Genomic DNA, 12,905 nt, shown 5'->3' with positions numbered 1-12,905 from the left:
TGATTGTGGCTGGTTCACAGCAAGAGCATCAAAAAATCCCCGGTACGTCGCTGGATAAGCGGGCGTTTCGGGACGCACAAAACCGTATGGTCCACCGTATTGTTTGGTGGGTGATCGGCATTGTGGTCGCGCTCGTTGCCGTGGTCGGGTTCATGGGGTACCGGTACGTCACGACTTCGTTAGCTGCCGTTGACCCCCACGCGACCAAGGACGTCAGCGTGCGTATTCCGAGTGGGGCCAGCACCAAGCAAATTGGCGACGTGCTGGCCAAGCGGGGTGTCATCAAGAGCGCAACCGTCTTTGCACTGTACGCGAAGATTAATAGTTACAGTGATTTTCAGGCGGGCACCTTTCAGGTCGCTAAGTCGATGGACTTAAAGCACGTCGTGAACACGTTGATGGGTAACGGCAGCACGGCCGGCACCCAGGTGTTGGTGCGTGAAGGGGTGACCGTCGAAACGATTGCCAGCAGCATGGATAAGTACACCAAGAAGAACGGTAACATCTCTAAGCGCAGCTTCATGAAGTTGATGCGTGACCAACAGTTCTTCAAGCAGTTAGCCAAAAAGTACCCGCAATTACTGGGATCAGCGGCTAAGGCGCACGGGGTGCGGTACCGGTTGGAGGGTTACCTCTTCCCGGCCACGTATACTGTAAGTTCGGGTGAAACCATGAAGCAACTGGTCACCCAAATGGTGGCTAAAACCAACACGGTCTTGAAGCCGTACTACGCTACCATTAAGCAAAAGAACCTGACCGTCCAGCATGTGCTCACCTTGGCTTCGATCGTTGAACGTGAAGGCGTGACGGAAAAGAGTCGGCGCAAGATTGCTGGGGTGTTCTTCAACCGGATGGACGCGGGCATGCCGCTACAATCGGATATCACCGTGATGTACGCACTCAATACCCATAAAACCCACCTAACCAACAAGGATACGGCGGTTAAATCTCCATATAACTTGTATAAACACACTGGTTTTGGCCCGGGGCCATTCAACCAGCCCAGTTTACAATCAATCCAGGCGGTGTTGAATCCGTCTGACCGTAGTGCTGGTTACTTGTACTTTGTGGCCAACCTCAAGACCGGGAAGATTCTGTATGCCCGGACCTTGGCGGAACAGAATGCCAACATTAAGGCAATTGGTAGCGACAATCAGTAACAAGTAACTCTAGTGGGGATGAATAAGTAATGGAACAGCAAAAGCCCATTGTGATTGGGATTACTGGGGGTTCGGCCTCTGGCAAGACGAGTGTGGCGCACAAAATTTTTGACCACTTTGAAGCTACGCGGTCGGTGACCCTCATTGCGCAGGATTCGTACTACAAGCACAGTGACTTGCCCTTTGCCCAGCGGAAGTTGATTAATTACGACCACCCGCTCGCCTTCGATAACGATTTACTGGTGGCGGACTTGCAACGGTTGTTGCACCGGCAGCCGATTGAAAAGCCGGTGTACGATTACACCGACCACAACCGGACTAACCAGACGATTCACGTAGAGCCCACGGACGTCATTATCCTTGAAGGCATCCTGATCCTCGCCGAGAAGGAACTGCGTGAGTTGATGGACATCAAAATCTTTGTCGACACGGACGATGATATCCGCGTATTGCGCCGCATCAAGCGGGACATTGTGGAGCGGGGCCGCTCGCTGGACGACATTATTCAGCAGTATCAGAGTACGGTTAAGCCGATGTACCACGAGTTTGTGGAACCAACCAAGCGGTACGCGGACCTGATTATCCCCGAGGGTGGTCAGAACAAAGTAGCAGTGGATTTATTGGTCACCAAGGTGCAGGCAATTCTGGACCAGCGCGGCTTAAGTTAAGTAGATAAGGAAGAGGTAAATTAGCATGGCAGACAAGACGTACCCAATGACGGCGGATGGCAAAGTCAAATTGGAAAAGGAATTGGAAGAATTAAAGACGGTCAAGCGTCCGGAAGTCATTAACCGGATCAAGGTTGCCCGTGGTTTCGGTGACCTGTCCGAAAACTCCGAGTACGAAAGCGCTAAGGACGAGCAGTCATCATTGGAAACGCGGATCGCACAGGTTGAACAGATGTTGCGGTACGCGGAGATCATTGATAGTGACGCCGTGGCCAAGGACGAAGTGTCCGTGGGTAAGTCGGTCACGTTCATCGAGGTTGGTGAAGACGACCCCGAGACCTACCAGATTGTTGGTGCTGCTGAAGCGGACCCAATGGCGGGTAAGATCAGTAACGAATCCCCGATTGGTGAATCCTTGATCGGCCACAAGTTGGGTGAGACCGTTTCGGTACAAACCCCTGGTGGTGAGATGCAAGTCAAGATTACGGCAGTTAAGTAAAACCCATTCAGCTCATGCAAAGCGGTGGCCCTGTGCATACAGGACCGCCGCTTTTAGGTTGCCCACGATTGGGGACGTTTCTCCGCACTGAAATCAGTCTGGAGACCCACGAAATTTGGGGTGGTTAGGGTATGATATACGCAGGAGGTGGAACATGTCGTCAAGAATATACTTTTTCGCCATCGTTGAATTTATTTTGGCGTTGTGCTTGGGCTTTAGTTTATTTAGCGATCTGCCCACGCTGATTTTCTTGATCGTGGGCGCGGTCGCGTTAGTCATAGCGCGGGGACGTCAAAGTGGTTTCTGGCGCACGTTCCTCCTAGTTTTTGGTACGGTGTCGGTTACCGTCAGTGTGGCGGTGCACGGCGCGTTCTGGTGGATGTTGGCGTTTGGGGGCATTATGTTACTTCTGAGTCTGCGGCGGCGGGCGCGGAACGGCAAGTGGACGCCCTGGACCCACAAGCAGTTCGTGTCTGTGCACGGCTTTGGCGCTAACGCCGGTCGTCCCCGCCGCCAGCCATGGTTTGGTGATACCACCATTGGCAGTTCTGTCTTCGAGTGGGAGGACACCAACATTACCGTACTGGCGGGTGATACCATCGTCGACCTGGGCAACACCATTTTGCCCCAACGCGATAACGTGGTGGTGATCCGCAAAGGCTTTGGGCGGACCCGCGTCTTGGTGCCGCTGGGGGTCGGTATTGAGCTGAACCATTCGGCGCTAGCGGGTAAGGTCAGCTTTGCGGGGGAGGACTTTCACCTTGCTAACGAAACCATTCATTTAGCAACTCCGGGGTATGATGACGCGCCACGACGGTTGCGCATCATTACTAGCGCGTTGATTGGTGACCTGGAGGTGGTGACGGTATGACCAAGAAGGGCTATGCTTGCATTCTGGGCGCCATTAGCTTGTTAATATTTCTGCTCGAAATTGTACTGATGTGGATGGTAGTCGTGGCGCACAAGTGGGCATACGTTTGGCGCATATTGTCATATCCGGTTGCGGGTGTGCCTGTGGCCATCTTTGCGGTGATTGCGGCCTGCCTCCTCGGGGTTGTCGTAACGGCGTGCGTGTGGCTGGTCGTGCGGGTGACCCAACGGCGAATGGCAACAGAATTGGGCCGGTTGTTACGCGACTTTTTGGATACCGACACGGATAACGCTACGACGGTCAACGCCAAGGTGTTTGGTCACGATAACGCCCGGTTACTGCGGGCAATCCAACAACAATTGATTCGGTTACAAGAGGAAATTGCACGTTACAGCAAGAAGCCTGACCTCGTGGAGGGAGAAAGCAAAGAGGCGGTTGTCGTCGCTGAACGGCAACGTATTGCGCGGGAGCTACACGATTCTGTGTCCCAGCAACTCTTTGCGGCCATGATGTTGCTCTCAACCATGCGGGCGGTTGTGGAGGCTAAACCGGCGTTAGCCGATGGCGGCTTGCTTAAGCAACTTGATACGATTGAGCGGGTGATCAATGCGGCCCAGTCGGAAATGCGAGCGTTGTTACTGCACCTGCGGCCCACCTCGCTGGCGGGTAAACCGCTACGAACCGGAATTATTGGCTTGCTCAAGGAACTCCAGACCAAGATCAATATCACCATTAAGTGGGACATTGCTGATGTCCATTTGGCGACCACCACTGAGGATCACTTGTTTCGAATCGTCCAGGAGCTGTTGAGTAATACGCTCCGTCACGCCGAGGCCAAGCAATTAGAGGTATACCTTAACACGGTTGGTAGCAACGTGGTGTTACGGATGATTGACGACGGGGTGGGGTTTGACACCACCACCGCTGATAATGCCGGTAGTTACGGGCTCAACAATATTGAGGAACGGGCCCACAGTTTAGGTGGCACCGTGAAGATAATTAGTTTTCCCGGCCAGGGTACCAGCGTCGAGGTGCGGGTGCCGTTAACAACGAAGGAGGAGCACCATGATTAAGGTATTAATTGTTGATGATCACGAAATGGTTCGTTTGGGGATTGCGTCGTACTTAGGCATCCAGGACGATATTGAGGTGATCGGTGAGGCGGAGAACGGGCTAGACGGTCGTGATCAGGCGCTCGCCAAGCGGCCCGACGTCATCCTGATGGACCTGAAGATGCCGAAAATGGATGGGGTCACGGCCACTAAGGAAATTTTGGCTGCTTGGCCGCAAGCCCACGTGATTATCCTCACTAGTTTTATCGACGATGAACTGGTGTATCCGGCGATGGCTGCTGGCGCGGCCAGTTATATCCTCAAGACCAGCACGGCCGCGGAAATTGCGGATGCTATTCGTAAAACTATGCGTGGACAAAGTACTATTGCTCCGGAGGTCAATGACAAGTTGCAACATAAGGATGAAGCCATGGCGGACATGGCGTTGTATGACGACCTGACCAATCGGGAACGGGAAGTGTTGGACTTGATTGCTCAGGGCAAAAGTAATCAGGAGATCGCTGACGAGCTGTTCATTACGTTAAAGACGGTCAAAACGCACGTGTCTAACATTCTTGCTAAACTGGAAGTCGACGACCGGACCAAGGCGGCGCTGTACGCGGTGCGGCACGGCAAGGTGAGTGCCCCCAATAATGATGTTGGTGAATAGCACCCGCCAACAAAAAGACTGGCCTTACTACCAATTAGTAGTAAGGCCAGTCTTTTTCAGCGTGTTACCGTGGCCGGCGTAGCAGTTGCTGGATACGGTGGTTGAACCGTGGCACCGCTGCGTGGCGCGGCCGGTTGCGCCAGAGCCAGATCCAACCAATGAATAGGGCTGCTAACGTGATCAACAGTCCGGTCACCAGGTATGGCGGAACGTAGAACATCTTGATGGTGTGGTGCCCCTTGGACAGCGGGATGGTCATAAACAGGCCCAGTACTCTGTGGGGATGCACAGTGTGCCCATCGACCCGTACGTGCCAGCCCGGCACCTGCGGAATGGTGGTCATCAGTACCTGGTGCCGTCGCTTGATGGTCACGTGTCCGCGCAAGCTGTTACTCCCGTGGTGTGTCACGTGGAGGGGCTCACTTTGTAGCTGCTTAATGGCCCGGTGGAAGCTGGTGGTGTCCAGCTGGTACAGGGCTACGTTGCCGATGAACAGGGACTGCTTGTTGAGGGTGATCGTAATGGTGTTGACCTTATTTACTTGGGCGGGTGTGACGTTAAGCACCCCGGTGTTACGGAAGGAGTCGGCCAGGTGCACTTCTTGCCCGTTCAAACGCACCGTGGCGGCGTTGTCCGTCAGGGAACTGTCTACGGTCAGGTAGTACGGCTCGGTGGTGTTGGCAATAAACGTGTAGGTCAACGTGGCCGCACCGCCCTTTTTGACGGTGTAGGTGGTGCCCCCGACGCCGGCCATAGCCTTAACATTGTCGGTCATGGTGATGGATTCAAAGGCCCGCGGTTCAAAGAAGGTGGTGTGCGCGCCGGTCAGTGCCGAGGCGATCCGATCCTGGTTGGTTAGCGGGGTGCCAGTGGTAAGCTTAGTTTTCAGGATGTCCTTGCTGGCCCCAAAGCCGATCCCCAACGCGTTATCGTTGCGGTAAACGTTCAGGTTGCTGGTGTGGGCAATGCCCGTGTAGTCGGCAACGTCAGCGCGCGTACTTTCGGTCGGCAAAAAGGCAGTACTCCCGGCACGTTTGGTGAGCCAGTAGCGCGTATCCAGCAAGGCGTCGGTAAATTCCGTCCCGTACGTGTACGCGACAAATCCATCCCCGTCTGCTTGGCCAATTTTGCCAAAGAAGGTCGGGACGCGCGGTTCGAACATGGAGTTAAACTGGTCGGTGCCATTAAAGCCGACTTCCATGGCGTCGTTTTTAGTCCGACCGACCGTTTTGCCGATGCGGTACCACCCGTGGTCGCGTTGTTGCACCTGTTGAGCACCTGCGCGCAAAGCTTCGGTGTAGGTGTGATAGTCCGAGTGGCTGACATATGCCAGCTGGTTGAGGGTCAAGGCCGCATTGCTGGCCATGTCGGCGATGCTGAGCAGTAAAATAATGATGTAGGTTCCGCGGTGGGCGTTGCCCCGCAAACTGAGGACCACGATGGCTAGGAGGTTTAGTAGTCCAGTCAGTAGCACCTGCTCCTTAGTGAGGTAGCTGAAGTGGTCCAGGTTCAACCACACGTACAGATCCGTCGCCGCGCTGAAAGTAACCAGTACCACCATCTGCACGACGCTGATACCATCGGGCAGGTGTTGAAAGCCCCGCGCGGCCAGCAATACTAACCAGAAGGTGACCACGAACGAGAAGCGGTAGGGGTACCAAACTGGGAATTGGAGGCCGTGCCAGAGCAGGTCTAACGGTTCAAACATTAAGGATACTAACAGTACTAGGCTCCACAAACCGGCCGTCAAGCGTTCTTGCCAGCGGATGCGCCGGTTCATAAAGTAGACGATGGCCCCGAGGGTCACCAGCGAGCTAACAAAGATGTTGGGGAGTCCCGACGGCATTTGGTCAAAGTTAAAGGAGCCCGCGACCAACTTACTGAGGAGGTGCAGTGGGTTATATTCGAACCGCCAGTTAACGCTGGTGGTGGTGTAGGTACCCTTACTTTGCGTGATTTGAAAAAAGGTCGGCACTAGCAGGACGGCGGTGAGTGCACCCCCGAGGAGACTGGTCAGGGCAAAATGGCGGGTGGCCCGTAACGCGGCGGGTCGGCGTAACTGGGCGCGCACCAGGGCGAAACAGAAGTAACCGATAATGAACAGGCAAACCATGTAGCCAATATAATAGTTGACCAATAAGGTTGCGGCTAATAGTAACGGGTAGCGCCGGTATTCACCCGCGACCAGCCGGTCCACACCGTCGGCTACCAGTGGCAACATGATGGCACCGTCGAACCACATGAGGTTCAACTGGTTGGCAATCATCCAACCAGAGAGCGCATACGCCAAACTGTAAGCAGGTAGTGCCCAACTACGTAGGCCCCGCCGCTGCAAGTAGTAGGCCATGGTGAGGCCCGCCGCGCCGTACTTCAGTAGCGTGATTACCAAGATGCCGACGTCCAGTCCCGATTTGGGGACGAGCAGGAGGACCAAATTGAACGGGCTCATGAGGTAGTACGCCCAGACACCGATCATGTCACCGCCCAGTGCCTTGTTCCACGCGTAGAAAAACTGGCCGGGGTGGCCCAGCAAGGTTTGTCTAAAGTATGCGTAAAAATCGATGTATTGTTGCCCCATATCTACGGTGAGTAAGCTACTATTACCAAAGGGATAGACGTGTTGGCACACAGCAAAGTAAATCCCCATAATCATTATGGGTAGGACAAATGCTACGGTTAGTGGGTGCTGTTTGATTGATTTAAACCAGTGCATAGAAACCTCTCCGTTTTGGTAATGGTATTAGGCTCACGCGGCCGCCGTTATATGCCCCTGGTAGCCCGAATCACCGCGTTCACTGACCAGCATACCAGAAATTACGCCCGTGGTGTTTGCCCGGTTTCTTTGTTACACTAAACTACAGAAAATACGAAGGAGCGCCACTGTTGAAGTACATACGTACACCACGACCACAACGACCAAAATCTCGGATTCCGTTTCGGTTAAATTTGCTATTCTTTTTTGTCTTTGTTCTGTTTGCTCTGTTGGTGGGGCAATTAGCTTACTTGCAGATTATTAACGGCAGTTCGTTCTCGGAAGAAGTTAATAGTAGTAGCAGCACGACGGTCGAAGGCACCGTCCCCCGGGGGATGATTTATGACTCTGAGGGCCGCATCATGGTTTCTAATAAGGCTAATAAGGCGATTACCTACACGAAGAACGTGTCGGTGACCTCCGCCCAGATGGAAAAGGTGGCGAACGTCTTAGCCACGTACATTAAGGCGGACACGAGCACCCTGACCAAACGCCAAGAACTGGATTACTTCCTAGCGAATAAGCAACACCTAAAGCGCGTTAACAAGCTACTCACCAAGAAGCAATTGAAGTTGAGTGCCAACAAATTGTACAAGGTGGAACTGCGTGCAGCTAAACGGGTGATGCCGCGACTAACGAGTACGCAGAAGACTGCCGCCGCCCTATACTACAAGATGAACAGCGCTAGTGAGTTTTCCACGGTCTACCTGAAGGAAACGGGCGTCACCGCGACGGAAGTTGCCCAGGTGGGTGAACACTTGTCGAGTATGCCCGGCGTCAACCTGGGTACGGACTGGACGAACTCGTACCCTAACGGTAAGAGCATGCTGAGTATTATTGGTTCGGTCAGCACGTCCAAGCAGGGGTTACCACAGGATTCATTGTCCGCGTACCTGACGGAAGGCTACTCGCGTAACGACCGGGTGGGGACTTCCTACCTGCAGAAGCAGTACGAAGACGTTCTCAAGGGGAGCAAGTCCCAGACCAAGGTGACGGTCAACAGTAATAATCAAGTTTCCAGCGCGGTCAAACAATACGCAGGGTCGGCGGGTGAAAACTTGAACCTGACGGTTGATTCTAAGTTCCAGAATGATGTGGCTGGCATCGTGAAGAAATACTACCAGTCGGCGGTTAGTTCTGGGGCAGCTAGTTTGTCTGATGGGGCCTACGCCGTGGTGATGAACCCCAGCACCGGGGCGGTTCTCGCGATGACGGGTTATAAGCACAACTTTAAGAAGAACACCATTACTGAAAATGCTTTGGGTACCATTAACCAGACCTTCGTTATGGGGTCCGTCGTTAAGCCCGCCATGGTTCTGGGGGCGTTGGAAGACGGTGTCATCACCACCAGCAATAATACGCAACCCGACGTGCCAATCTACCTGAAAGGCACACCCGTGAAGAAATCCTGGTACAACATTGGTGCGTACAGTTCGTTGACGGCTGAACACGCCCTCGAAATTTCTAGTAACATCTATATGATGCGGCTGGCCATGAAGGAAGGGCACGCAAAGTACGCGGCCAATAGTTACCTCAATATGGACAACGACATCTTTAGCAAAATGCGGCGGTACTTTGGTGAGTTCGGGCTGGGTATCAAAACCGGCATTGATTTGCCAGGTGAAGTCACCGGGCTGGAAGGGGCCACACACAATAGTTACGGCGCGCTGGCCGTTGGGTCCGCATTGGACTTGTCCTACGGGAACTACGATGCCTACACCACGATGCAACTGGCGGACTACGTCAGCACGGTGGCTAACAACGGCTACCGGATGCGGCCGTACCTCGTACAGTCGATCACGGATAGCAGTAGGAGTAGCAAGAGCAAGTCCGTGCTATCAGTCACCCAACCGGAAGTAATGGGCAAAATTGGTGCTACGCAGGCTGACGTCAACCTGGTTAAGCAGGGGATGTGGATGACCGTGCATGGGTCTGATAGTAACCGGACCGTGAGTGCGTTGAACGATCTCAATCCTGGGGTTGCGGCAAAGTCTGGTACTGCGCAGACGTTTGCCCACTCGGATCCGACCGATTCCAGTTCGTCCATGGTGGAAACCACCACGATCAGTTTGATTGCGTTTGCGCCCGCAAAGAACCCGCAGATCGCGGTCGCACTGGTCATTCCTAACCTGACGTCGACGGCGGGCGAGGAAAACACCGCCATGGCGCACGACATCATTCAGGATTATTACAAGTTACACAACATTAAAAAGGACAGTAATTACTCGACTTCCCAGTCGACCATTAACGGGTAACGCCAATCTGGGCGTGCGTCGCGTGTGGTTGGGAGTGGTTGGAGTAGGAAACCGTTAGGCCTTCAAGGGGTCGGCGGTTTTTTCCTTTGGGTCTCGGCCGCTTCAGGACGGAATTGTTGGTTTTTTACGGGCGCCGGCTTGGAAAGCGCTCAATAAATTGGTAGAATTGTAAGAGTTGCTTGCACAACTAGTGCGGAAGGGGGCAGCAATGCGAAATTCCCGTTTTAGCGGTGTGTGGCGTAACGAACCGGTGATCACCTACGTTTTGTTGGTGGTGACGATTGGTATGTTCATGCTAGAAACCGCCATGGGTGGTAGTACCCAGGTTAAGGTGTTGGTGGCGTTAGGTGCGCGGTACAACCCGTACATTGCCTTCTTTGGGCAATGGTGGCGCCTGGTCACCCCCATCTTCCTGCATATTGGCATTGTGCACCTCCTAGTCAACATGATGTCGCTATGGTTTTTGGGGCGGATGACCGAAACTGTTTTTGGTCACTGGCGCTTCTTGGCCATCTACCTGGTCAGCGGTATCGTTGGTAACTTTGGTGGGATGATCTTTGACAGCGCCAATTCCGTTGGTGCCGGGGCCTCGACGTCACTGTTTGGTCTCCTTGGTGCGTTTCTGATGTTGGGTGATAACTTTCGCCATAATCCGGCGATCAATGCAGCCGTGCGTCAGTTCGCCATCGTGGTGGTGATCAACCTCGTCTTTGATCTCACCCAGCCGTCGATCGATATTGCTGGGCACATTGCCGGCCTTATTGGTGGCTTTTTGATCGCTGGTGCGGTGGGTGTGCCCCGGGTCGGGACCATTCGCCGGGTCAAGCGGGTGCTCATGGGCGTACTACTAATTGCGGTCCCAATCATCTTGTTCATAGTTGATGGAACGGGGATAATGTAATGGAAACGTATAATGACGTCTTGAAGTTGTTAAAGCGTTTTGGCACGTACATCCACGTTGGCAAGCGGTTGTACGACATGGAATTAGCAGCGATCGAGTTGGACCGGCTGGCCAAAGCCGGGTTAATTGACCGCAAGACCTACGCGACGGCCAAAGTGGTGTTAAACCACGCACACGAAGAGGAGCTACGGCACCCACTGAAGCTGCCGCAAAAAACACATTCGGAGGAACATAGTAATGACTGACCAAAAATTAATCGGTGTGGACCTTGGCGGTACCACCACCAAGTTTGCCATCACCACTACCGATGGCGAAATCCAGCAACGTTGGAGCATCGATACTAACGTCCTGGACGATGGTGCTCACATTGTGCCAGATATTATTGATAGCATTAACGAACACCTAGCCTTGTACCAGATGCAGCCCGCCGATTTTGCTGGTATTGGCATGGGTTCACCCGGTTCCGTGGATATTCAAGCGGGTACGGTGACCGGTGCGTACAACCTGAACTGGAAGACGTCTCAGAACGTCAAGGCGGACATTGAAGCTGGCACGCACATGCCGTTGACCATCGATAATGATGCCAACGTGGCCGCTCTCGGTGAACGCTGGCGCGGTGCCGGTGAAAACGAACCGGATGTGGTCTTCGTGACGCTGGGGACCGGTGTTGGTGGGGGTGTCATTGCTGACGGCCACCTGTTACACGGGGTCGGTGGTTCGGCTGGCGAGATTGGGCACGTATGTGTCGACCCGCACGGTTACCTGTGCACTTGTGGCAACCACGGCTGCTTGGAAACGGTTGCGAGTGCCACCGGCGTGGTTCGCGTTGCCCGTGAAATGGCCGAGGAGTACTCCGGTAACTCATCCATCAAGAAGACGTTGGATGATGGTGACGAAATTTCGTCCAAGATCGTTTTTGATGCCGCTAAAAACGGTGACCCGTTGGCTATCAAAGTGGTTGACCGGGTGAGCTACTTCCTCGGTTTGGCTCTGGCTAACGTTGCCAACACCATGAACCCACGTTACGTGGTCATTGGTGGTGGTGTGAGTGCCGCTGGTGAATTCTTGCGTAGCCAGGTCGAAAAGTACTTCAAGCAGTACGCGTTTAACAACGTGCGTAACACGACGGAAATTCGGCTGGCTACGTTGGGCAACGGTGCTGGTGTGCTTGGTGCTGCCCGGTTAGCCCTAAAGTAAAATCATGGAGTTGTAAAGGAGAGGTCTGGCTATGTTTGCCAAAGGATTATCAATTATTAATGCAATCATCATCGCTATTGGAATCGTCCTGATTTTTTGGGCGGCCAACTGGTTTTACAAGTATATCGTGACCCGGCGCCTACGCAGCATCGGTGGCGAAATCAATGCGGATGAGTTCGAGGAGAACATGCGTAAGGCGCAGATCATTGATCTGCGTGAAACCAACGACTTTGATGGTGGCCATATCCTTGGTGCACGTAGCATGCCGCTGACTCAGTTTAAGGACCGCATGACTGGCCTACGCAAAGACTTACCAGTCTACCTGTACGATACAACCGGTGCCATGTCGATCCGTGCTGCTCAGATGTTGAAGAAGGCGGGCTTCCAGCACGTTTACTGGCTGAAGAAGGGCTATGCTGACTGGTCTGGTAAGACTAAGAAAAATAAGTATTAGCCGTCGCGGGCGGTGGTGTATTGGCATGGCCAGCATCACGCCCTGGTGATGGTTCACAAAGAAGCACCCGCAGATTAACCGGGAACGGTGAAGGCGGGTGCTTCTTTGTGGTTGCTGATCGTGCACATAAAAAGGGCGGCACCACCGCGTTGGTGGTGCCGCTCATGTTCAAAATGTTTGCGGCGGAATCACAAGTATCACTGCTGCAACTCCAACCTGCTGAGTGTTTAACCCTGGTGGGCGCCCTTGGACTTGCGTACTGCGCGACGGCGGTTGGCATCAATTTCTTCCGCTTTGTCCTCGACCGGGTCAACGTAAGTTTTCTTAAATGCATATATGGTTCCGGCAACGGCACCAGCTGCTGTGAGCAGACCGGTGAAGAAGCCCCTAGCAAATTTATGGGTCATGGTCACTACCTCCTTTGGT

At 53.6% G+C, this 12,905-nt stretch carries 13 protein-coding genes; 11 read left to right on the top strand and 2 right to left on the bottom strand.

Annotated features, from left to right (window positions below; genetic code table 11):
• Positions 1-86 precede the first annotated feature (86 nt).
• The 6 genes from mltG to FD19_RS02805 all read left to right on the top strand — a co-directional run bounded on the left by mltG (position 87) and on the right by FD19_RS02805 (position 4,920).
• On the top strand, positions 87-1,160 hold the full coding sequence (mltG, locus tag FD19_RS02830; RefSeq protein WP_082383794.1) for an endolytic transglycosylase MltG: 1,074 nt from the start codon (positions 87-89) through the stop codon (positions 1,158-1,160).
• Between the two features lie 29 nt (positions 1,161-1,189).
• Positions 1,190-1,828, top strand: a complete 639-nt coding sequence (gene udk / locus FD19_RS02825; RefSeq protein ID WP_056969068.1) for a uridine kinase — start codon at positions 1,190-1,192, stop codon at positions 1,826-1,828.
• A 25-nt stretch (positions 1,829-1,853) separates the two neighbouring features.
• Entirely contained in the window at positions 1,854-2,327 is a 474-nt protein-coding gene (gene greA, locus FD19_RS02820; protein ID WP_054749540.1) for a transcription elongation factor GreA, read from the top strand.
• Between the two features lie 154 nt (positions 2,328-2,481).
• Positions 2,482-3,198, top strand: coding sequence for a cell wall-active antibiotics response protein LiaF (gene liaF / locus FD19_RS02815; RefSeq protein WP_054749539.1), 717 nt, complete (start codon positions 2,482-2,484; stop codon positions 3,196-3,198).
• Positions 3,195-4,271 carry a sensor histidine kinase gene (locus tag FD19_RS02810; RefSeq protein ID WP_054749538.1) on the top strand — a complete coding sequence of 359 codons (1,077 nt, stop codon included), beginning with the start codon at positions 3,195-3,197 and terminating at the stop codon, positions 4,269-4,271. Before liaF ends, FD19_RS02810 begins: the two co-directional genes overlap by 4 nt.
• Positions 4,264-4,920, top strand: a complete 657-nt coding sequence (locus FD19_RS02805; protein ID WP_054749537.1) for a response regulator transcription factor — start codon at positions 4,264-4,266, stop codon at positions 4,918-4,920. The genes FD19_RS02810 and FD19_RS02805 overlap by 8 nt, the downstream gene beginning before the upstream one ends.
• Positions 4,921-4,984: 64 nt before the next feature.
• Here the strand turns inward: FD19_RS02805 and FD19_RS02800 are convergent, their stop codons facing one another.
• Complete coding sequence (locus FD19_RS02800) at positions 4,985-7,633, bottom strand: YfhO family protein (RefSeq protein WP_056969067.1); 2,649 nt, start codon at positions 7,631-7,633, stop codon at positions 4,985-4,987.
• Positions 7,634-7,803: 170 nt separating this feature from the next.
• Between FD19_RS02800 and FD19_RS02795 the strand changes: the two genes are divergently transcribed.
• The 5 genes from FD19_RS02795 (at position 7,804) to FD19_RS02775 (ending at position 12,479) form a co-directional block, all read left to right on the top strand.
• The gene (locus tag FD19_RS02795; protein WP_056969066.1) at positions 7,804-9,927 is read left to right on the top strand and encodes a peptidoglycan D,D-transpeptidase FtsI family protein; all 2,124 of its coding nucleotides are present in this window, start codon (positions 7,804-7,806) and stop codon (positions 9,925-9,927) included.
• Between the two features lie 208 nt (positions 9,928-10,135).
• Positions 10,136-10,828, top strand: a complete 693-nt coding sequence (locus FD19_RS02790) for a rhomboid family intramembrane serine protease (protein ID WP_054749533.1) — start codon at positions 10,136-10,138, stop codon at positions 10,826-10,828.
• The gene (locus FD19_RS02785; RefSeq protein ID WP_056969065.1) at positions 10,828-11,073 is read left to right on the top strand and encodes a YqgQ family protein; all 246 of its coding nucleotides are present in this window, start codon (positions 10,828-10,830) and stop codon (positions 11,071-11,073) included. The genes FD19_RS02790 and FD19_RS02785 overlap by 1 nt, the downstream gene beginning before the upstream one ends.
• A complete protein-coding gene (locus tag FD19_RS02780; protein ID WP_054749679.1) occupies positions 11,066-12,025 on the top strand; it encodes an ROK family glucokinase in 960 nt (319 codons plus the stop codon). Before FD19_RS02785 ends, FD19_RS02780 begins: the two co-directional genes overlap by 8 nt.
• Before the next feature lie 52 nt (positions 12,026-12,077).
• Entirely contained in the window at positions 12,078-12,479 is a 402-nt protein-coding gene (locus tag FD19_RS02775; RefSeq protein WP_056969151.1) for a rhodanese-like domain-containing protein, read from the top strand.
• Between the two features lie 227 nt (positions 12,480-12,706).
• On the opposite strand, the gene FD19_RS02770 is transcribed toward FD19_RS02775, so the two are convergent.
• Positions 12,707-12,886: a DUF3042 family protein gene (locus FD19_RS02770; RefSeq protein WP_056969064.1), complete on the bottom strand. Its 180-nt coding sequence runs from the start codon at positions 12,884-12,886 to the stop codon at positions 12,707-12,709.
• Between the last annotated feature and the right edge of the window lie 19 nt (positions 12,887-12,905).

Origin of the sequence: Lacticaseibacillus thailandensis DSM 22698 = JCM 13996, assembly GCF_001436135.1 — a bacterium.
In the GTDB taxonomy this organism is placed as follows: domain Bacteria; phylum Bacillota; class Bacilli; order Lactobacillales; family Lactobacillaceae; genus Lacticaseibacillus; species Lacticaseibacillus thailandensis.
This window is presented reverse-complemented; position numbering and strand designations above follow the sequence as displayed.